This window comes from Streptacidiphilus sp. PAMC 29251, from assembly GCF_054208735.2.
In genome coordinates, this window is the sequence record NZ_CM135725.2 from 4,451,825 (window position 1) to 4,473,345 (window position 21,521).

Below are 21,521 nucleotides of genomic sequence, written 5' to 3' on the forward strand. Positions count from 1 at the left end.
TGTCCTGAACCATAGACGAGCGGATCGGGGAAGCGAGATAGGGACCCTGAGGTCGTCTAAGGGTCCACTGCGCCGAGAGGCGGAGAGGAGTTCGACCGCGCGGGCGATCCAGCCGATGCGATTGAGGCGTCTAATGGATGGAAGAAGAGAAGAAGGCATGCGGCCGCCGAGGGGAGCGGTGCGGCCGACCGCGGATGTTGAGGGGACACGAGGATGTCGAACCAGTCAGACCAGGAATTCCCGGGCCAGGGTGACCGGCTCGGCGAGCCGACGGCCGCCGCGGCCGACGTTCCGCGGATCAGGGGACGCCGCGGCCGGATCCTGCTGCCGGCGGCGGTCGCGGTCGTGGTGGCGGCGGGGGTGGCCGTGGTGCCGGCCCTGGCGGCGAGCCAGGACCTGCCGTCGATCACCGCGCAGCAGCTGCTGACCAAGGTGCTGTCCTCGCATGTGCAGACCTTCTCCGGCAATGTCACCGCCACCGTGGACCTGGGCCTCCCGGCCGGGGTGACCGGTCTGCTGCCGTCCGCCGCCGCGAGCGGACCGGCCGGCAAGGCCGCCCAGTCGCAGGCCGCCGCCGCGCAGCAGCAGCTGCTGGCGCTGCTGTCCGGCGGCAAGCACACCTTCCAGGTCGCGGCCGACGGCCCGGACCGGCAGCGGGTCTCCTCCACCGACACCGGCACCGCCTTCACCCTGGTCCACAACGGCGGTTCGGCCTGGGCCTACGACGCCCAGGGCAACACCGCCACCCATCTGACCGGCGTCACCGCGGCCACGGCCGGCACCGACAGCCGGCTCAGCGACCCGCAGCAGGTCGCGACCGAGGCGCTGAAGGCGCTGGGCCCGTCCACCACGGTCTCGGTGGCGGGCACCTCCAAGGTGGCCGGCCAGTCGGTGTATGAGCTGAGCGTCAAGCCCAAGGGGGCGGGATCGACCGTCGGCGAGGTGCGGATCGCGGTGGACGCCGCCAACGGCATGCCGCTGCAGGTCCGGGTGAACCCGGCGGACGGAAGCACCCCGATCCTCAATGTCGCCTTTGCCAAGGTGTCTTTCGTCACACCGGCCGCGAGCACCTTCGCCTACACCCCGCCCAGCGGCGCGAAGGTGAGCACCCAGGCCGCGCCTGAGGGAACAAAAGACTCGAAGGGCGCGAAGGGCACAAAGGGTATTAATTCCGGCGCCGCTTCGAACGAGCGGACGATCGGAACCGGTTGGAGCACGATCTATTCTTTCGCTCCGTCGGCAACCGGCGCCAAGAGCGGAAGCGCGGCAAGCGACATCAGCGGCCTGAAGGCCCTGGGCAAGGCGGTTCCCGGCGGCACGCTGATCTCCACCAAGCTGGTGAACGTTCTGATCTCCGACAATGGGACGGTCTACGCCGGCGCGGTCACTCCGGCACTGCTGCAGCAGGCCGCCGGAAAGTAGCGGTTGACCTGCGCGCCTAGATATCGCGCAGGTCACGGAGTATCGAGCCGGTCACGGAGCGGCACCAGGAGGGGCGTCCCAGTCACGGGCGCCCCTCCTGTCCGCTCGTGCACCACGCGCAGTGGTGTCAATTCCTCCACCGAATGAATCCGAAATGTGCCCGGAATCCGTCTCATTCAATGAATCCTGACTTGACTCGCAGGCTTGTTGGACTGTCAGATGATGCCTATTCATCTGAACGTGTGACAGTAATCCGTGCCGGGTCGTGTGGATCCCCCTCTCCCTCAGTCCCAGGACCGAGCGGCGGCGCGGGCTGCTTCGTGCCGCCTTCGTGCGAGGGCGGCACCGCACGTTCGCCCGCACGACAGGAGACATCCACACATGGCCATGAGCCGCCGTTTCTTCCTCGCAGCCGCCGGCGTCGTCGGTGCGACCGCGAGCACCGGGCTGCTCTCCGCCTGCAGCAGCGGAGCCAACTCGGCGACCGGGGCCAACGGCTCCGCCGGCCAGATCGAGGTGTTCTCCTGGTGGACGGCGGGCGGTGAGCTGGATGCGCTCGACGCCTTGGTGTCGGTGTTCAACCAGGGCAACCCGAACATCAAGTTCATCAACCGGGCGGTCGCGGGCGGTGGCGGCGACGCCGCCAAGGCCCTGCTCGCCACCCGGCTGAAGGCCAAGAACCCGCCGGACACCTTCCAGGCCCAGGCCGGTGAGATGGTCGGCGACTACATCACCGCGGGCCAGATCGAGGACCTCTCCTTCCTCTACCAGCAGGAGGGCTGGGAGAAGCAGTTCAGCCCCAAGGTGCTGAAGCTGATCCAGCGCGACGGCAAGTACTACTCGGTGCCGGTGGACACCCACCACATCAACGTCCTCTGGTCCAACCCCAAGGTGTGCGCGGAGCACGGGGTCAGTGCCAAGCCCACCTCGCTGGACGAGTTCATCGGCAACCTGCGCAAGCTGAAGAAGGCCGGTGTCATACCGCTCGCGGTGTCCCTGGACCCGGGCCAGGAGTGGCAGGTGAAGCACATCATGGAGACCGTCCTGGTGAGCACCCTCAAGGCCGACGCCTGGGCCGCCCTGTGGAAGAAGGGGGCGGACTGGAGCACCCCGCTGGTCACCAAGGCGCTCAACACCTTCGCCGAGATCATGACCTACGCCCCCGGCACCGCACCCGCCGCCAGTTGGGACCAGGTCTGCACCCTGGTCGGCAACGGAAAGGCCGCCTACCAGATCATGGGCGACTGGGTCGAGGCCAACTTCACCGTGACCCAGAGCCTCTACCCGGGCCGGGACTACTCCTGGTGCGCCGTGCCCGGCACCGCGGGCACCTTCCTGTTCGCGTCGGACTGCTTCACCCTGCCGGTCGGCGCCAAGGACCGGAAGGCCACCATCGCCTGGCTGACCACCTGCGGCAGCAAGGCCGGACAGGACGCCTTCACCGCGGTGAAGGGTGCCATCCCGCCCCGGGCCACGGTCGACACGGACGAGCGCACCCTGTTCGACCCCTACCTGCAGTGGTCCCTGGACGAGTGGGACAAGGACATCCTGGCCGGCTCGCTCACCCACGGCGTGGTCGCCTCCGGCGCCTGGAACACCGCGGTCGACGCGGCGGTGACCGGCTGGATGAAGGACAAGAGCGTGGCCAAGCTGCAGCAGGGACTGGTCAAAGCCGCTGCTCAGTTCGCGGACCAGTCGCACAGCTGACCTGCGCTTGGGCGGGGGCGGCCGGGACGCTGCGGGCCGCTGCCGCCCCGGCCCGGGCGGTGCGCAGCGCGTCCCGGCTGAGCAGCAGCAGCGCGGCCCAGACCAGGGCGAAGCCGGCCCAGCGGACCGGCGGCATCTGCTCGTGGAACACCGCGATGCCCAGGCCGAACTGGAACACCGGGGCGAGGTACTGCAGCAGCCCGAGCATGGTCAGCGGCACCCGTACCGCCGCCGCGCCGAAGGCCAGCAGCGGCACCGCCGTCACCAGCCCGCAGAGCACCAGCAGCACGCTGTGCCCCCAGCCGTAGGAGCCGGGGTCGGTGCGGCCCAGGGTGCCGTGGCCGCTGACGGCCAGGTACACCAGGAAGCCCAGCGCGGGCAGGAACTGGAACGCGGTCTCCCCGGCCAGGCTCTCCAAGCCGCCCAGGTCGAGCTTCTTCTTGATCAGGCCGTAGCTGCCGAAGGAGAACGCCAGCGTCAGCGCGATCCAGGGCAGCTGCCCGTACCCGATGGTCAGCACCACCACGGCGAGCGTGCCGACGCCCACCGCCGCCCACTGCGCCGGACGCAGCCGCTCGTGCAGCACCAGCACCCCGAAGGCGATGGTGACCAGGGGGTTGATGAAGTAGCCGAGCGAGGTCTCGACGACATGGCCGCTGTTGACCCCCCAGATGTAGACGCCCCAGTTGACCGATATCAACGCCGCGGCCAACGCCATCAGCGCCAGCTTGCGCGGCTGCCGCAGCAGCGGACGGACCCAGCCCCAGTGCCGCGTGGCGATGAGGATGGCCAGGACGGCGACCAGTGACCACACCATCCGGTTCGCCAGGATCTCGCCCGCGCCGCTGGGCTTCAGCAGCGGCCAGTAGAGCGGGAACAGTCCCCACATCCCGTAGGCGGCCACGCCGAACCAGAACCCTCTTCGCGTCTCCTGCATGCCACTGAAGGTAGAGGGAGCGAGGGCCCGGTGTCATGTCCGTATAGCGGCCATGGTGCTGTCAGTGCACCATCCAGCTGTTCAGTGCACCACCCAGGTGTCGGTGCCGGCCAGCAGGGCCGCCAGGTCGCCCGGGCCGCGCAGGGCCACTGCCTCGTCCAACTGGTCGGCCATCTGGGTGTCGTAGACCGGGCGCTGGACGCTGCGGAGGATGCCGACGGGGGTGTGGTGCAGGGTGTCCGGGTCGGCCAGCCGGGTCAGCGCGAAGGCGGTGGTGGGGCTGGCCGCATGGGCGTCGTGGACCAGGACCCGGTCGCGGTTGGCGTCGGTGACCGGGGCCGTGGTCAGGTCGCCGGTGGCCGGGTCGCGGAAGACGCCCTCGCCGCCCTCGGCGCCGAAGACGATGGGTTGGCCGTGCTCCAGCCGGATCAGGGCCAGGTCGCGGGTGGCGGGCTCCTTCAGGGCCTCGAAGGCGCCGTCGTTGAAGATGTTGCAGTTCTGGTAGATCTCCACCAGCGCGGTGCCCTGGTGCTGGGCGGCGGCGCGCAGCACGGACTGCAGATGCTTGCGGTCCGAGTCGATGGTGCGGGCGACGAAGGACGCCTCGGCGCCGATGGCCAGCGACAGCGGGTTGAAGGGGGCGTCCAAGGAGCCCATCGGGGTGGACTTGGTGATCTTCCCGACCTCGCTGGTGGGCGAGTACTGGCCCTTGGTCAGCCCGTAGATCCGGTTGTTGAACAGCAGGATCTTGAGATTGACGTTGCGGCGCAGGGCGTGGATCAGGTGGTTGCCGCCGATGGACAGGGCGTCGCCGTCACCGGTGACCACCCAGACGCTCAGATCGGTACGCGAGGCCGCCAGACCGGTGGCGATGGCCGGCGCCCGGCCGTGGATCGAGTGCATGCCGTAGGTGTTCAGGTAGTACGGGAACCGCGAGGAGCAGCCGATGCCGGAGACGAAGCAGATGTTCTCCCGGGCCAGGCCCAGCTCCGGCAGGAAGGACTGCACGGCGGCCAGGATCGCGTAGTCACCGCAGCCCGGGCACCAGCGCACCTCCTGGTCGGACTTGAAGTCCTTCATCGTCTGCGGGACAGCTGTCTTGGGCACCAGCGTCAGGGAGGGGAAGGAGCCGTTGCTGTCAGGCATGGTCGGCCTCCAGTTCGGCGAGTTCGGCGGTGAGGGCGTCGGCGAGCTGCTCGGCCTTGAACGGCAGGCCGGTGACCTGGGTGAAGGAGTGGGCGTCGACCAGGTACTTGGCCCGGATCAGATGCGCCAGCTGGCCCAGGTTCATCTCCGGGACCAGCACCCGGTCGTACCCCTTCAGCACCTCGCCGAGGTTGGCCGGGAAGGGGTTCAGATGCCGCAGGTGCGCCTGGGCGACCTGGCCGCCGGCCGCCCGCACCCGGCGCACCCCGGCCGCGATCGGGCCGAAGGTCGAGCCCCAGCCCAGCACCAGCAGTCTCGCGCCACCACCGGGGTCGTCAACGGACAGGTCGGGGACGGTGATGCCGTCGATCTTGGCCTGGCGGATCCGGACCATGTGGTCGTGGTTGGCCGGGTCGTAGGAGATGTCGCCGCTGCCGTCCTTCTTCTCGATCCCGCCGATCCGGTGCTCAAGGCCCGCCGTCCCCGGCACCGCCCATGGACGGGCCAGCGTCTCCGGATCCCGCAGATAGGGCCAGAAGCTGCCGTCCGGACGGTTGGGGCCGGTCGCGAACTCGACGTGCAGGTCGGGCAGCTCCGCGGGCTCCGGGATCCGCCACGGCTCCGAGCCGTTGGCCAGATAGCCGTCCGAGAGCAGGAACACCGGCGTGCGGTAGGTCAGCGCGATCCGGGCCGCCTCCAGGGCGGCGGTGAAGCACTCCGCGGCCGTCGCGGGCGCCACGATCGGCACCGGGGCCTCACCGTTCCTGCCGTACATCGCCTGCAGCAGGTCCGCCTGCTCGGTCTTGGTCGGCAAGCCGGTCGAGGGGCCGCCGCGCTGGATGTCGATGATCAGCAGCGGCAGCTCCAGGGACACCGCCAGCCCGATCGTCTCCGACTTCAGCGCCACCCCGGGGCCCGAGGTCGTGGTCACCCCCAGCGCCCCGCCGAAGGCCGCGCCCAGCGCCGCCCCGATCCCGGCGATCTCGTCCTCGGCCTGGAAGGTGCGCACCCCGAAGTTCTTGTGCTTGGACAGCTCGTGCAGGATGTCCGAGGCCGGGGTGATCGGGTACGAGCCCAGGAACAGCGACAGCCCCGACTGCTGCGAGGCCGCCACCAGACCGAGCGCCAGCGCCAGGTTCCCGGAGATGTTGCGGTACCGCCCGGGCGCGAAGGACGACGTGGCCGGCGCCACCTCGTAGGAGACCGCGAAGTCCTCCGTGGTCTCGCCGTAGTTCCACCCCGCCTTGAAGGCCAGGATGTTCGCCTCGGCGATGTCCGGCTTCTTCGCGAACTTGTTGCGCAGAAAGCGCTCCGTCCCCTCGGTGGGGCGGTGGTACATCCAGCTGAGCAGCCCCAGCGCGAACATGTTCTTGGCCCGCTCCGCGTCCTTGCGGGCCAGACCGCTGTCCTTCAGCGCCTCCACGGTCAGGCTGGTCAGCGGCACCCGGTGCACCGAGTACGCCTCCAGCGAGCCGTCCCCCAGCGGATCGGCCGGGTAGCCGACCTTGGCCAGGGCGCGCTTGGTGAACTCGTCGGTGTTGACGATGATCTCCGCGCCGCGCGGCACGTCCCCCAGATTCGCCTTCAGCGCCGCCGGGTTCATCGCCACCAGCACGTTCGGCGCGTCACCGGGGGTCAGGATGTCGTGGTCCGCGAAGTGCAGCTGGAAGCTCGACACCCCCGGCAGGGTTCCGGCAGGGGCCCGGATCTCGGCCGGGAAGTTCGGCAGCGTCGACAGGTCGTTGCCGAACCCCGCCGTCTCCGTGGTGAACCGGTCCCCGGTCAGCTGCATGCCGTCGCCCGAGTCGCCCGCGAAACGGATCACCACCCGGTCGAGCTTGCGCACCTGTTTGTCGGCCTGTTGCCCGCCGCCCAGCGGGGCTGTCGGTTCGCCGTCCGTGGACTCCGCTACCTCGACCTGACTGGTCACCGGGACCGGTCCTCCCTCGCCGCCGTTGGCTGGTGCTCTCCTTCGCATCATAAGCCGGGAGGCTCAAGCCGCGGGGGAAGCCGCGTCAAGCCGTCCGACCTCGGCATACAGTTTATCTGACCTCCCGTCAATAAGGCCTCGACGTCAGGAGTTCAGGTGCGTCAGCACCGCCAGCACCCGCCGGTGGTCGTCCGAGCTCTGGGTCAGCCCGAGCTTCATGAAGATATTGCTGACGTGCTTCTCCACCGCCCCGTCCGACACCACCAGCTGCCTGGCGATGGCGCCGTTGGTACGCCCCTCGCCCATCAGCCCCAGCACCTCGCGCTCGCGCGGGGTGAGGGCGTCCAGGACGTCGTGGCGGCGGCTGCGGCCGAGCAGCTGGGCCACCACCTCCGGATCCAGCGCCGTGCCGCCCTGGGCCACCCGCTCCACCGCCTCGACGAACTCGCGCACCTCGGCCACCCGGTCCTTCAGCAGGTAGCCGACGCCCCGGGTGGACCCGGCCAGCAGCTCGGAGGCGTAGCGCTCCTCGACGTACTGCGAGAGCACCAGCGTGCCCACCCCAGGATGCCGCTTCCGCAGCTCCACACAGGCCCGTACGCCCTCGTCGGTGTGCGTGGGCGGCATTCGTACGTCCGCGACCACCACGTCCGGCAGAGCCTGCTCGGAGGCCAGCCGCTCGATCACCGCGAGCAGCTCCTCGCCGTCCCCCACCGCGGCGACGACCTCCAGGCCCCGGTCGGTGAGCAACCGGGTCAGCCCGTCCCTCAGCAGTACCGAATCCTCCGCGATCACTACCCGCAGCACGTTGCGCGCTCCCCACGTCGTCGGTCCCGGCCGCTGCCGCTGCCGCCATCACATGGTACGGAGCGCCACCGCGTCGCAGAGGCCCTCGAGGGCGGCCTTGGCCGCGCAGTCCGGCAGCGGGGTGAGCAGGGTGCGGGCCTGCTCGGAGTAGCGCAGGGTGGCCTCGCGGGCCTGGTCCAGGGCCGGGTGGGCGCGCAGCAGGGTCAGCGCCTCGGCGTGCCGGGCGTCGCTGTCCGGGTCGTCGGCGGGGAAGCCGAGCCCGATCAGCTGGCGCAGCCGCAGGTCGCCGGGGACGGCCGGGTCCGGGGCGGAGGCCTGCAGCAGCAGCACCGGCAGGGTGGGGATGCCCTCGCGCAGGTCGGTGCCCGGGGTCTTGCCTGATTCGTGGCTGTCGCTGGCGATGTCCAGGATGTCGTCGGCGAGCTGGAAGGCGATGCCGATCCGCTCGCCGTACTGGGTGAGCACCTCGGCCACCCGCTCGTCCGCGCCGGCCAGCAGCGCGCCCAGGTGGCAGGCCACGGCGATCAGTGAGCCGGTCTTGCCGGAGAGGACGTCCAGGTAGTGCTGGACCCGGTCCTCGCCGGGCAGCGGGCCCGCGGTCTCCTGGATCTGGCCGGTGACCAGCCGCTCGAAGGCGCCGGCCTGGAGCCGGACCGCCTCCGGGCCGAGGTCGGCGAGGATCTTGGAGGCGCGGGAGAAGAGGAAGTCGCCGGTGAGGATGGCCACCGAGTTGTCCCAGCGGGCGTTGGCGCTGGGGGCGCCGCGGCGCATGGCCGCCTCGTCCATGACGTCGTCGTGGTAGAGGGTGGCGAGGTGGGTGAGCTCCACGACCACGGCGGCGGGGATCACGCCGGGCGCGTTGGGGTCGCCGAACTGCGCGGCGAGCAGGACCAGCAGGGGGCGGAAGCGCTTGCCCCCGGCCTCCTTGAGGTGCTGGGCGGTGACCGTGATGAACGACACATCACTCTTGGTGGCCTCGGCCAGCGCCTGCTCGACGCCCGCGATGCCGATGTGGACGTCCGCTTCCAGTGCCTGGTCCTGCATGCTCAGCCCGAAGGGCCCCACGACGGTCACCGGGAACTCTCCTGTCACTGGTCGGTCGCTCATTGCGGCTCCTACCCGGGGCACGCCGTCCCAGGGGTTGCCGCAGCCATCCTGTGCAGCGTATCCGGTCCGAAGACGATCACTGCGCCTGCCCGGCGTGCCGGGCAGGCGCAGTACGACTCAGTGGACGAACAGCGACGCCTGGTCCGCCAGATGCAGGAAGTACTGGGGCAGGATGCCCAGCCCGATGGTGACCAGGACGCCCAGCGCGATCGCGGTGGCGGTGAAGGCGCTGGGAACCGCGACCGTGGGCCCGTTGGGCTGCGGGTCGGAGAAGAACATCAGCACGATCACCCGGATGTAGAAGAACGCCGCGACCGCCGAGGACAGCACACCGACGATCACCAGCGGGGTGGCCCCGCTGCTCGCCGCCGCCTGGAAGACGGCGAACTTTCCAGCGAATCCGCTGGTCAGCGGGATGCCGGCGAAGGCGAGCAGAAACAGCGCGAAGGTCCCGGCGACCAGCGGGGAGCGCCGGCCGAGCCCGGCCCAGCGGGAGAGGTGGGTGGCCTCGCCGCCGGCGTCGCGGACCAGGGTGACCACGGCGAAGGCGCCGAGGGTCACGAAGGAGTACGCGCCGAGGTAGAACAGCACCGCCCCGAGGCCCTGCTTGTTCATGGCGATCACGCCGGTGAGGATGAAGCCCGCGTGGGCGATCGAGGAGTACGCGAGCAGCCGCTTCACATCGGTCTGGGTCACCGCGATGATCGCGCCGACCACCATGGTGAGGATCGCCACACCCCACATCACCGGGCGCCAGTCCCAGCTGAGGCCGGGGAAGGCCACGTAGAGCAGCCGCAGCAGCGCGCCGAAGCCCGCCACCTTGGTCGCCGAGGCCATGAAGCCGGTGACCGGGGTCGGCGCGCCCTGGTAGACGTCCGGGGTCCAGGCGTGGAAGGGGACCGCGCCGACCTTGAACAGCAGGCCGACCCCCAGCATGGCCAGGCCGATCAGCAGCAGCGCGTCATTGCCTGTGGTGTTGGCCAGCGCCGGGGTGATCGGGGCCTTGCCGGAGACCACGTCGGCGATGCCGCCGAGCGAGACGGTGCCCGCGTAGCCGTAGAGCAGGGCCAGGCCGAACAGGAAGAAGGCCGAGGAGAACGCGCCGAGCAGGAAGTACTTGACCGCCGCCTCCTGCGAGAGCAGCCGCCGGCGCCGGGCCAGCGCGCAGAGCAGGTAGAGCGGGAGCGAGAAGACCTCCAGCGCCACGAACATGGTCAGCAGGTCGCTGGCGGCCGGGAAGAGCAGCATCCCGCCGACCGCGAACATGGTGAGCGGGAAGACCTCGGTGGTGGCGAAGCCGGAGCGGGCGGCGGACTTCTCCGCGTCGCTGCCGGGACGGTCGCGCCCTGCGGCGTGAAGGCGTCCACCGGGGCGCCGGTCGAGGAGCGGGGCTCCAGCCGGCGTTCGGCGAAGCCCAGCACCGCCACGATCGACACCAGAACGATGGTGCCGTCCAGGAAGAGTGACGGTCCGTCAACCGCGACCGCACCCATCGCGGCCAGGTGCGCCCTGGTGGTGGCGTACCCGTCGGCGGCCAGCAGCACGATGGCGACGAAAGCGCCGATCAGCCCGACCATGGCGATGCCGATCTGGGCCCAGTAGCGGTTCCGCCGGGGCAGGAAGGCCTCGGCCAGGATGCCCACCGCGGCGGCGCCGAAGACGATCAGCATCGGCGACAGCTGGGTGTACTCGATGTGGGGGGCCGGGATGGTGGCCACCCCGTTGGAGTCGGCAGCGAGCGTCCACAGGCTGTGGACAACGTTCGGCGCGGCGCTCACTGGCCACCTCCGTTAGCGGTCGTGGGCGCCACCTGCGCCAGGGGAGCCGGGTGCGGCGGGGCCGGGTCGGTGCGGTGGACGTCGGACAGGGTGGCCCGGACCGCCGGGTTGATGATGTCGGTGAGCGGCTTCGGGAAGACGCCGAGCACCAGCAGCAGCGCGATCAGCGGAGTGACCACGACCAGCTCGCGGGCGCGCAGATCCTTGAAGCCGGCCACCTCGGGCTTGACCGGGCCGGTCATGGTCCGCTGGTAGAGCACCAGGACGTAGAGCGCGGCCAGGACGATGCCCACGGTGGCGATGATGCCGATCACCGGGTAGCGGGTGAAGGTGCCGACCAGGACCAGGAACTCGCTGACGAACGGCGCCAGACCCGGCAGCGACAGCGTCGCCAGGCCGCCGATCATGAACGTCCCGGCCAGGACCGGGGCGACCTTCTGGACGCCTCCGTAGTCCGCGATCAGGCGGCTGCCCCGGCGGGACATCAGGAACCCGACCACCAGCAGCAGAGCCGCGGTGGAGATGCCGTGGTTGACCATGTAGAGGGTCGCCCCGGACTGGCCCTGGCTGGTCATCGCGAAGATGCCCATGATGATGAAGCCGAAGTGCGACAGCGAGGCGTAGGCGATCAGGCGCTTGATGTCCTTCTGGCCGACCGCCAGCAGCGCGCCGTAGATGATCCCGATCACCGAGAGGACCAGGATCGCCGGGGCGAAGGTCTTCGAGGCGTCCGGGAACAGCTGCAGGCAGAAGCGCAGCATCGCGTAGGTGCCGACCTTGTCGACCACCGCGGTGATCAGCACGGCGACTCCGGCGGTGGACTCCCCATCGCGTTGGGCAGCCAGGTGTGCAGCGGCCACAGCGGGGCCTTCACCGCGAAGGCGAACATGAAGCCCAGGAACAGCGCGTTCTCGGCGACCGGGGAGAAGTGCAGCTTCCCGGAGGCGAGGGCCTGGGTGATGGTGCTGAGGTCGAAGGTGCCGTGCCCGTCGGTGCCGATGCCCTGCTTCGCCGTGATCACGTAGAGGCCGATCACCGCGACCAGCATGATCAGGCCGCCGAGCAGGTTGTAGAGCAGGAACTTCACCGCGGCGTAGGAGCGCTGGCGGGCGTCCTCGCCGTGGGTGCGGTCGCCGAAGCCGCCGATCAGGAAGTACATCGGGATCAGCATGGCTTCGAAGAAGACGTAGAACAGGAAGACGTCGGTGGCCTCGAAGGAGATGACCACCATCGCCTCGACCGCCAGGATCAGGGCGAAGAAGCCCTGGGTGCGGCGGCTGCGCTCGAAGGTCCCGGCGTCGTTGGCGACCGGGTCGGCGTCGTGCCAGGAGGCCAGCATCACCACCGGCACCAGGACGGCGGTGAGCAGGATCAGCACCACCGCGATGCCGTCCACGCCCAGGCTGTAGCTGACGCCGAAGTCGGCGATCCAGGAGTGGTACTCGGTCAGTTGGTAGCGCGCGCCGCCGGGCTTGAAGCGGAGCGCCACGATCGCGGCCAGGACCAGCGTCAGGACCGAGATCCCGATCGGCACGGCCTTGTTGAGGTCGCGCCGCTTGGCGCTGGTGGCTGCGGGGAGCGCGGCGGTGAGGACCGCGCCGACCGCGGGGAGCGCGGCCGCGACGGTGAGGAGAGGGAAGGAGCTCATGCCATCCTCATCAGGAGAGTCGTGGCGACCAGCACCAGCGCACCGCCGAACATCGACAGCGCGTAGGAGCGGACATAGCCGTTCTGGAGCTTGCGCATCCGGCCCGACGTGCCGCCGACCGCGGCGGAGATGCCGTTGACGACCCCGTCGAAGCCCTTGGCGTCCAGGTAGACCAGGAAGCGGGTCAGGTGCTCGCCGCCGCCGACCAGGACGACGTGGTTGAAGTCGTCCTGCAGCAGGTCGCGGCGGGCCGCGCGGGTGAGCAGCGAGCCGACCGGGGCGGTGGCCGGGACCGGCTGCCGTCCGTAGACCAGCCAGGCGATCACGATGCCGACGACGATCACGGCCATGGTGACGAACATGACCACGGTGGCGGAGAGGGGCGAGTTGCCCTCCTCGTGGCCGGTGACCGGGGTCAGCCACTTCACGAAGGAGCTGTTCCAGTTGAACAGGAAGCCTGCGCCGACCGAGCCGATGGCCAGCACCACCATGGGGATGCCCATGGTCTTCGGGGACTCGTGCGGGTGCGGCTCGTGGCCCTCGGCGTCCGGCACCCAGCGCTTCTGGCCGAAGAAGGTCATCAGCATCACCCGGGTCATGTAGAACGCGGTGACCGCGGCGCCGACCAGGGCGGCCGCGCCGAGGATCCAGCCCTCGGCGCCGCCGTGGGCGAAGGCCGCCTCGATGATCTTGTCCTTGGAGTAGAAGCCGGACAGGCCGGGGAAGCCGATGATCGCCAGATAGCCCAGACCGAAGGTGGCGAAGGTCACCGGCATGTACCTGGCCAGGCCGCCGTACTTCCTCATGTCGACCTCGTCGTTCATGCCGTGCATGACCGAGCCCGCGCCGAGGAAGAGACCGGCCTTGAAGAAGCCGTGGGTGACCAGGTGCATGATCGCGAAGACGTAGCCGATCGGGCCGAGCCCGGCCGCCATGATCATGTAGCCGATCTGCGACATGGTCGAGCCGGCCAGGGCCTTCTTGATGTCGTCCTTGGCACAACCGACGATGGCACCGAACAGCAGCGTCACCGCGCCCACGCACACCGTCGCCAACTGGGCGGTCGGGGCGAGGTTGAAGATCGCGCTGGAGCGGACGATCAGGTAGACGCCGGCGGTGACCATGGTCGCCGCGTGGATCAGGGCCGAGACCGGGGTCGGGCCCTCCATCGCGTCACCGAGCCAGGACTGCAGCGGCACCTGGGCCGACTTGCCGCAGGCGGCCAGCAGCAGCATCAGTCCGATGCCCGTGAGCGTGGCCTTGGAGGCGGTGGGGGCGGCATGGAACACCGGGCCGAAGGCGAAGGTCCCGAAGGTGCTGAACATCAGCATGATCGCGACCGAGAGGCCGATGTCGCCGACCCGGTTGACCAGGAACGCCTTCTTGGCGGCGGTGGCCGCGCTGGGCTTGTGCTGCCAGAACCCGATCAGCAGGTACGAGGCCAGGCCCACGCCCTCCCAGCCGAAGTACAGCAGCAGGTAGTTGTCGGCGAGGACCAGCAGCAGCATCGCCGCCAGGAACAGGTTCAGATAGGCGAAGAAGCGCCGCCGCCGCTCGTCGTGCTCCATGTAGCCCACCGAGTAGAGGTGGATCAGCGAGCCGACACCGGTGATCAGCAGCACGAAGACGACTGACAGCTGGTCGAGTTGGAAGCCCATCTGGGCCTGGAAGCCCTCGACCGGTACCCAGGTGAAGAGGTGGTTGTGGATCGGCCGGGCGTCGGCGGACCGGCCCAGCATCGAGAAGAACAGGACGAGCCCCACGGCGAAGGACGCGGTGGAGGCGAGGACGCCCAGCCAGTGGCCGAAGCGGTCCAGTCGGCGGCCGCCCAGCAGGAGCACGGTGGCTCCGGCCAGGGGCAGGCCAACCAGGAGGGGGATGAGATTGTCCACGGTCAGTCAGCCTCCGCCGCTACAGCTTCATGAGGTTGGTGTCGTCGACCGAGGCCGAGTGACGGGTGCGGAAGACACTCACGATGATCGCGAGACCGACGACAACCTCGGCCGCGGCGACCACCATGGTGAAGAAGGCGATGATCTGTCCGTCCAGGTTGCCGTGCAGCCGGGAGAAGGTGACCAGGGCCAGATTGGACGCGTTCAGCATCAGCTCGACGCACATGAACAGCACGATCGCGTTGCGCCGGACCAGCACGCCGGTGGCGCCGATGGTGAACAGCAGCGCGGCGAGGTAGAGGTAGTTGACGGGGTTCATTCGCTCTCCTCCACAACCGCCGCAGGGGTGCTGGTCGTGGTGTTGACGTTGGCCAGCTCGGTGCTGGTGCGCTGCTTGGGCGTCTTCCGGCCGAGGTATCCGGCGGTCGACTCCTCCAGCTCGCCCATCCGGTGCACCAGCTCGCCGCTGACGTCCCGCATCTGCCCGCGGGCGCGCAGCGTCGGGTTGACGGACAGCTCGGAGACCGTGCCGTCCGGCAGCAGGCCGGGGATGTCCACCGCGTTGTGCCGGGCGTAGACGCCGGGCGCGGGCAGCGGGGTGATCTGGGTGCCGAGCCGGATCCGTTGCTCGGCCAGCTCGCGCTGGCTCTGCCGCTCCTCGGTGTGCTCACGGTGCGTCAGCACCATGGCGCCGATGGCGGCGGTGATCAGCAGCGCGCCGGTGACCTCGAAGGCCCAGACGTACTTGGTGAAGATCAGCACGGCCAGGCCCTGGACGTTGCCGCCGGCCTTGGTGTTGGCCGCGCCGGTGCCGACGAAGGTCCGCAGCTTGGCGTTGGCGATCCCGGCGCAGAGCAGCACGCCGAAGCCGAGCCCGGCCACGACGGCCGCGATCCGCTGGCCCCTGAGCGCGTCCTTGACGGTGTCCTCGGCGGTGACCCCGACCAGCATCACCACGAAGAGGAACAGCATCATGATCGCGCCGGTGTAGACCACGATCTGGACGATGCCCAGGAAGACCGCGCCCTCGGCCATGTAGCAGATCGCCAGCGAGAGCATGGTCCCGGCCAGGCAGAGCGCGGAGTGCACCGCCTTCCGACAGAGCACCATGCCCAGCGCCCCGGACACCGCGATCACCGCGAGGACCCAGAACTGGACGGCCTCCCCGGTGGACGCGGCCCCGGTGAGGGGGGTGGCGAGTTCGATCATGCCGTCGCCTCCTCGGGTTCGGCGGGGGTCTCGCCCTTGCCGACCGTCTCGCCCTTGCTGACCGCGACCTGGCGCTCGGTGCCGGGCGCGGCCTCGGTGACCAGGCCGCGGTAGTAGTCCACGTCCTCCATCCCCGGGAAGATCGAGTGCGGGGAGTCGACCATGCCCTCGGTCAGCCCGGAGAGCAGCTGCTCCTTGGTGAAGATCAGCGACTCACGGCTGCTGTCGGCCAGTTCGTACTCGTTGGTCATGGTGAGCGCCCTGGTCGGGCAGGCCTCGATGCAGAGTCCGCAGAGGATGCAGCGGGCGTAGTTGATCTGGTACACCCGGCCGTAGCGCTCCCCCGGGGAGTAGCGCTCCTCCTCGGTGTTGTCCGCGCCCTCGACGTAGATCGCGTCCGCCGGGCAGGCCCAGGCGCACAGCTCGCAGCCGATGCACTTCTCAAGGCCGTCGGGGTGACGGTTGAGCTGGTGCCGGCCGTGGAAGCGGGGCGCGGTGGGCTTCTTGTACTCCGGGTACTGCTCGGTGAGCCGCTTCTTGAACATGGCCGTGAAGGTCACGCCGAAGCCTGCGGCGGTCCCAAGAAATCAGGCATCGTCATCCGCTCCCTTCAGTGCTGCAACGGGTTCTGGCGTACGTGAGCGCCGACGCGGGACGGGCGGCAGCTGCTGCCCGGGCAGCGGCGGGACGGGGAAGCCGCCCGCCATCGGGTCGAACTCGTCGGCGGCCGCCGCGGCGACCGGCTCCGGCTTCTTGCGGAGCGAGTCCCAGAGGATCGACAGCAGCAGCAGGACGACGACGGCTCCGCCGATGTAGAGGGCGTTCTGGCCGAAGCTGTAGCCCTTGTTGCGCAGCGCGCGGAAGGTGGCGACCATGACCAGCCAGACCAGCGACACCGGGATGAGGACCTTCCATCCCAGCTTCATGAACTGGTCGTAGCGCAGCCGGGGCAGGGTGCCGCGGAGCCAGATGAAGAAGAACAGCAGCAGCTGGATCTTGACGATGATCCAGATCATCGGGAACCAGCCCTCGTTCGCCCCGGCCCAGAAGGTGCTGATCGGCCAGGGGGCGCGCCAGCCGCCGAGGAACAGCACCGAGGCGACCGCGGAGACGGTGACCATGTTGATGTACTCGGCCAGCATGAACATCGCGAACTTCAGCGAGGAGTACTCGGTGTTGAAGCCGCCGACCAGCTCGCCCTCGGCCTCGGGGAGGTCGAAGGGGGCCCGGTTGGTCTCACCGACCATCGAGATGATGTAGATCACGAAGCTGACCGGCAGCAGGCAGATGAACCAGGTGTGCGACTGCGCGTCCACGATGCCCGAGGTGGACATGGTGCCCGAGTAGATGAACACCGCCGCGAAGGACAGGCCCATCGCGATCTCGTAGGAGACCATCTGCGCGGCCGAGCGGAGGCCGCCGAGCAGCGGGTAGGTCGAGCCGGAGGCCCAGCCGGCCAGCACGATGCCGTAGATGCCGACGGAGGCGGCGGCCAGGATGTACAGCATCGCCACCGGGAGGTCGGTGAGCTGCATCGTGGTCCTGGTACCGAAGATGCTGATCTGGTGGTCGGCCGGACCGAACGGGATCACCGCGATCGCCAGGAAGGCCGGGATCGCCGCGATCACCGGGGCCAGGATGAACACCACCTTGTCGGAGGCGGTGACCACCAGGTCTTCCTTGAGCGCGAGCTTGACGCCGTCGGCGAGGCTCTGCAGCAGGCCCCAGGGGCCGTGCCGGTTGGGGCCGATGCGCAGCTGCATCCAGGCGACGACCTTGCGCTCCCAGACGATCGCGACCAGCACGGTCACCAGCAGGAACGCGAAGCAGAACACCGCCTTGATGACGACCAGCCACCACGGGTCGGTCCCGAACACCGACAGGTCCTCAGTGGCGAGGAGAACTCCCTGCGGGGCCATCAGTTCACCTCCGTAGCGATCGCGGCCGAGGCCTGGGCCAGGCCGACCACGCGGCCGGGAACCGCGCCCAGGGCGCGGAAGGCGCCGCCGGGGGTGGAGTTGAGCGGGATCCAGACCACCCGGTCGGGCAGGTCGGGGGTGAGCACCAGCGGCAGCGTCACCGTTCCGGTCGGGCCGGAGACGGTGAGCGGCGCGCCCTCGGCGATGCCGACCTCGGCGGCGGTGGCCGGCGAGAGCCGGGCGACCGCGGGGTGCCGGGTGCCGGCCAGCGCGGTGTCGCCGTCCTGGAGCGTGCCGTTGTCCAGCAGCTGCCGCCAACCGCCCAGCACCGCCTCGCCCACGCTGGGGCGGGGCAGCGGACGGGCCGGCTCGGCCGGCGCCTCGGCGTGCTCGCCGCTCCAGCCGCTGAGCGCGTCCAGCTCGCGCCGGGCGGCGGTGGTGTCCGGCAGGCCGAGCCGTACGCCCAGGGCGTCGGCCAGCATGTGCAGCACCCGCAGGTCGCTGGACAGATGACGCTGCGCCAGCTGATCGGCCCTCAGCGCGGGCTCGAAGAGCCGAACCCGGCCCTCCCAGTCCAGGAAGGTGCCGGCCTTCTCGGCCACCGCGGCGACCGGGAAGACCACGTCGGCGCGGTCGGTGACGGCGGAGGGCCGCAGTTCCAGGCTGACGATGAAGCCGACCCGGTCCAGGGCCTCGTCGGCGGCGACCGGATCGGCCAGGTCGGCCGGATCCACCCCGCCGACGACCAGCGCGTCCAGGTCGCCGTTGGCGGCGGCGGTGAGGATGCCGGCGGTGTCCCGGCCGAAGCGGGCGGGCAGCTGCTCCGGAGTGAGCCCCCAGGCGGCGGCCGTCTCGGCGCGGGCGGCCGGGTCGGTGACCGGGCGTCCGCCGGGCAGCAGGCCCGGCAGTGCGCCGGCCTCCACCGCTCCGCGTTCACCGGCCCGGCGCGGGATCCACGCCAGCCGGGCCCCGGTGCTGCGGGCCAGCCGGATCGCGGCGCTCAGCGCGCCGGGGACCCCGGCCAGCCGCTCGCCGACGATCAGCACCGCGCCGGGCTCGCGCAGCGCGGCGGCAGCCGCACCCGCGTCGCCGTCGAGGGGGTCGCCGTCGGACAGTGCCTCCAGCCATTCGGCCTCGGTGCCGGGGGCGGCCGGCAGCAGTTTGCCGCCCAGCTTCACCAGGCCGCGCGAGGCGTGCGTGGCGACCGAGTAGACCTTGAGCTTCTTGGTCCTGGCGGCCTTGCGGAGCCGCAGGAAGACGATCGGCGACTCCTCCTCCGGCTCGAAGCCGACCAGCAGCGCGGCCGGGGCGGACTCCAGGCCGGCGTAGGTCAGGCCGGTGCCGTCCAGGTCGATGCCCCGGCCGGCCACGGCCGCCGCGAGGAAGTCCGCCTCCTCGCTGCTGTGGATCCGCGAGCGGAAGTCCACGTCATTGGTGCCCAGCGCGACCCGGGCGAACTTGGCGTAGGCGTAGGCGTCCTCGACCGTGGCCCGGCCGCCGACCAGCACCCCGGTGCGGCCCCGGCTGAGGCCGGCCGCGGCTGCCCGCAGCGCCTCCGGCCAGGAGGCCGCGACCAGCTCGCCGCTGGCGTCCCGGACCAGCGGCGTGGTCAGCCGCTCCTTGGACTGCGCGTAGCGGAAGCCGAAGCGGCCCTTGTCGCAGGACCACTCCTCGTTCACCTGCGGCTCGTCCCCGGCCAGCCGGCGCATCACCTTGCCGCGCCGGTGGTCGGTGCGGACCGCGCAGCCGGAGGAGCAGTGCTCGCAGATGCTCGGCGAGGAGACCAGGTCGAACGGCCGCGAGCGGAACCGGTAGGCCGCCGAGGTCAGCGCGCCCACCGGGCAGATCTGGATGGTGTTGCCGGAGAAGTACGAGCGGAACTCGTCGCCCTCGCCGATCCCGACCTGCTGGTTCGCGCCGCGCTCCAGCAGCTCGATGAAGGGGTCGCCGGCGATCTGCTCGCTGAACCGGGTGCAGCGGGCGCAGAGCACGCAGCGCTCGCGGTCCAGCAGCACCTGGGTCGAGATCGGCACCGGCTTCTCGAAGGTCCGCTTGACCCCCTCGAACCGGCTGTCCGACTGGCCGTGCGACAGCGCCTGGTTCTGCAGCGGGCACTCGCCGCCCTTGTCGCAGACCGGGCAGTCCAGCGGGTGGTTGATCAGCAGCAGCTCCATCACGCCGCGCTGCGCCTTCTCGGCGACCGGCGAGGTGAGCTGGGTGCTGACGACCATGCCGTCGGTCACCGTCATGGTGCAGGACGCGACCGGCTTGCGCTGGCCCTCGACCTCGACGATGCACTGGCGGCAGGCCCCGGCCGGGTCCAGCAGCGGGTGGTCGCAGAAGCGCGGGATCTGGACGCCGATCAGCTCGGCGGCGCGGATGATGAGGGTGCCCTTGGGCACATGCACCTGGACGCCGTCGATGGTGACGGCGAGGAGCTCCTCGGGTGGCGGAGCCGCAGGCGTGGCAGGGGTGTTGGCCACTGTCGTCATGCGAGCACCCCCTTCTCCTGGGCAGTGGTGTGGGTGGGTACGTGGTCGCGCGGCCCGCGGTGCTCGTCGGCCCAGACCGTGGAGGCGGCCTGGTCGAACGGGCAGCGGCCCTCGCGGAGGTGCTGCTCGTACTCCTCGCGGAAGTACTGCAGCGAGGAGAAGATCGGGCTGGCGGCGCCGTCGCCGAGGGCGCAGAAGGACTTGCCGTTGATGTTGTCGGCGATGTCGTTCAGCTTCTCCAGGTCGCCCTCGACGCCCTTGCCGTCCTCGATCCGGCGCAGCAGCTGGACCAGCCAGTAGGTGCCCTCGCGGCAGGGGGTGCACTTGCCGCAGGACTCGTGGGCGTAGAACTCGGTCCAGCGGGTGACCGCGCGGACCACGCAGGTGGTCTCGTCGAAGATCTGCAGCGCCTTGGTGCCGAGCATGGAGCCGGCCGCGGCGACGCCCTCGTAGTCGAGCGGGACGTCCAGGTGCTCGTCGGTGAACATCGGGGTGGAGGAGCCGCCCGGGGTCCAGAACTTGAGCCGGTGCCCCTCGCGCACTCCGCCGCTGACGTCCAGCAGTTGACGCAGCGTCACCCCGAGCGGGGCCTCGTACTGGCCGGGGTTGGTGACGTGCCCGGAGAGCGAGTAGAGGGTGAAGCCGGGCGACTTCTCGCTGCCCATGCTCCGGAACCACTCCTTGCCCCGGTGCAGGATGCTCGGCACCGAGGCGATCGACTCGACGTTGTTGACCACGGTCGGACAGGCGTAGAGGCCGGCGATGGCCGGGAACGGCGGACGCAGCCGGGGCTGGCCGCGGCGCCCCTCCAGCGAGTCCAGCAGCGCCGTCTCCTCGCCGCAGATGTAGGCGCCGGCCCCGGCGTGGACGGTGATGTCCAGGTCGAAGCCGGAGCCGAGCACGTCCTTGCCGAGGTAGCCGGCCGCGTACGCCTCGGCCACCGCGGCGTGCAGCCGGCGCAGCACCGGCACGGTCTCGCCGCGCAGGTAGATGAAGGCGTGGTTGCAGCGGATCGCATAGCTGGCGATGATCATGCCCTCGATCAGCACATGCGGGTTGGCGAACAGCAGCGGGATGTCCTTGCAGGTGCCCGGCTCGGACTCGTCCGCGTTGACCACCAGGTAGTGCGGCTTGCCGTCGCCCTGCGGGATGAACTGCCACTTCATCCCGGTGGGGAAGCCCGCGCCGCCGCGGCCGCGCAGTCCGGCGTCCTTGACCAGCGCGATCACCGCGTCCTGGTCCATCCGCAGGGCCTCCTGCAGGCCCTGGTAGCCGTCGTGGCGGCGGTAGGTGTCCAGGGTCCAGGGGCGGTCGTCGTCCCAGCTGTCGGACAGGACCGGGGAGAGCAGTTTCTCCGGGTGCTCGGCGCTCACTCTGCCGTTCCTTCCTCATGGTCGGGGTCGGAGGCCGACGTCTGGGCGGGGCCCTCGGCGTCGTGCGCGCTCGGGGTCTCGGCCGGGGACGGTGAGGTGCCGCCGGCCGGTGCGTCGTCCCTGGGTGCGTCCTCGTGCCGGGGGCGACCACGCG

14 protein-coding genes and 2 pseudogenes are annotated in these 21,521 nt (G+C 70.3%); 2 read left to right on the forward strand and 14 right to left on the reverse strand.

Going from position 1 to position 21,521, the window contains the following annotated elements; genetic code table 11:
• Positions 1-213: 213 nt before the first annotated feature.
• Together ACXKR8_RS20870 and ACXKR8_RS20875 are read left to right on the forward strand one after the other, a co-directional pair.
• The gene (locus tag ACXKR8_RS20870; RefSeq protein ID WP_458274395.1) at positions 214-1,422 is read left to right on the forward strand and encodes a LolA family protein; all 1,209 of its coding nucleotides are present in this window, start codon (positions 214-216) and stop codon (positions 1,420-1,422) included.
• 381 nt (positions 1,423-1,803) lie between these two features.
• Positions 1,804-3,129 (forward strand): ABC transporter substrate-binding protein, encoded by a 1,326-nt coding sequence (locus tag ACXKR8_RS20875; RefSeq protein ID WP_458274396.1) that lies wholly within the window; start codon positions 1,804-1,806, stop codon positions 3,127-3,129.
• Here the strand turns inward: ACXKR8_RS20875 and rarD are convergent.
• The 14 genes and pseudogenes from rarD to nuoF form a co-directional block, all read right to left on the reverse strand.
• Positions 3,089-4,066, reverse strand: coding sequence for an EamA family transporter RarD (gene rarD / locus ACXKR8_RS20880; protein WP_458274397.1), 978 nt, complete (start codon positions 4,064-4,066; stop codon positions 3,089-3,091). The two genes, ACXKR8_RS20875 and rarD, sit on opposite strands and share 41 nt — an antisense overlap.
• An 81-nt stretch (positions 4,067-4,147) precedes the next feature.
• Entirely contained in the window at positions 4,148-5,212 is a 1,065-nt protein-coding gene (locus tag ACXKR8_RS20885; protein ID WP_458274398.1) for a 2-oxoacid:ferredoxin oxidoreductase subunit beta, read from the reverse strand.
• Positions 5,205-7,142, reverse strand: coding sequence for a 2-oxoacid:acceptor oxidoreductase subunit alpha (locus ACXKR8_RS20890; protein ID WP_458274399.1), 1,938 nt, complete (start codon positions 7,140-7,142; stop codon positions 5,205-5,207). The genes ACXKR8_RS20885 and ACXKR8_RS20890 overlap by 8 nt, the downstream gene beginning before the upstream one ends.
• A gap of 144 nt (positions 7,143-7,286) precedes the next feature.
• On the reverse strand, positions 7,287-7,946 hold the full coding sequence (locus ACXKR8_RS20895; RefSeq protein WP_458275042.1) for a response regulator transcription factor: 660 nt from the start codon (positions 7,944-7,946) through the stop codon (positions 7,287-7,289).
• 51 nt (positions 7,947-7,997) lie between these two features.
• Positions 7,998-9,023 (reverse strand): polyprenyl synthetase family protein, encoded by a 1,026-nt coding sequence (locus tag ACXKR8_RS20900; RefSeq protein ID WP_458275043.1) that lies wholly within the window; start codon positions 9,021-9,023, stop codon positions 7,998-8,000.
• A gap of 150 nt (positions 9,024-9,173) precedes the next feature.
• Positions 9,174-10,834 (reverse strand): annotated as a pseudogene (gene nuoN, locus ACXKR8_RS20905) (NADH-quinone oxidoreductase subunit NuoN).
• Positions 10,831-12,482: pseudogene (locus ACXKR8_RS20910) on the reverse strand (NADH-quinone oxidoreductase subunit M). Before ACXKR8_RS20910 ends, nuoN begins: the two co-directional pseudogenes overlap by 4 nt.
• Positions 12,479-14,374 (reverse strand): NADH-quinone oxidoreductase subunit L, encoded by a 1,896-nt coding sequence (gene nuoL / locus ACXKR8_RS20915; RefSeq protein WP_458274402.1) that lies wholly within the window; start codon positions 14,372-14,374, stop codon positions 12,479-12,481. The pseudogene ACXKR8_RS20910 and the gene nuoL overlap by 4 nt, the downstream one beginning before the upstream one ends.
• Positions 14,375-14,393: 19 nt before the next feature.
• On the reverse strand, positions 14,394-14,693 hold the full coding sequence (nuoK, locus tag ACXKR8_RS20920; protein ID WP_030261239.1) for an NADH-quinone oxidoreductase subunit NuoK: 300 nt from the start codon (positions 14,691-14,693) through the stop codon (positions 14,394-14,396).
• Positions 14,690-15,583: an NADH-quinone oxidoreductase subunit J gene (locus tag ACXKR8_RS20925; protein WP_458274403.1), complete on the reverse strand. Its 894-nt coding sequence runs from the start codon at positions 15,581-15,583 to the stop codon at positions 14,690-14,692. The genes nuoK and ACXKR8_RS20925 overlap by 4 nt, the downstream gene beginning before the upstream one ends.
• Complete coding sequence (gene nuoI / locus ACXKR8_RS20930) at positions 15,580-16,128, reverse strand: NADH-quinone oxidoreductase subunit NuoI (protein ID WP_462100690.1); 549 nt, start codon at positions 16,126-16,128, stop codon at positions 15,580-15,582. The genes ACXKR8_RS20925 and nuoI overlap by 4 nt, the downstream gene beginning before the upstream one ends.
• Before the next feature lie 42 nt (positions 16,129-16,170).
• A complete protein-coding gene (gene nuoH / locus ACXKR8_RS20935; RefSeq protein WP_458274405.1) occupies positions 16,171-17,502 on the reverse strand; it encodes an NADH-quinone oxidoreductase subunit NuoH in 1,332 nt (443 codons plus the stop codon).
• The gene (locus tag ACXKR8_RS20940) at positions 17,502-19,994 is read right to left on the reverse strand and encodes an NADH-quinone oxidoreductase subunit G (protein WP_458274406.1); all 2,493 of its coding nucleotides are present in this window, start codon (positions 19,992-19,994) and stop codon (positions 17,502-17,504) included. Before ACXKR8_RS20940 ends, nuoH begins: the two co-directional genes overlap by 1 nt.
• Entirely contained in the window at positions 19,991-21,367 is a 1,377-nt protein-coding gene (gene nuoF, locus ACXKR8_RS20945) for an NADH-quinone oxidoreductase subunit NuoF (RefSeq protein ID WP_458274407.1), read from the reverse strand. Before nuoF ends, ACXKR8_RS20940 begins: the two co-directional genes overlap by 4 nt.
• Between the last annotated feature and the right edge of the window lie 154 nt (positions 21,368-21,521).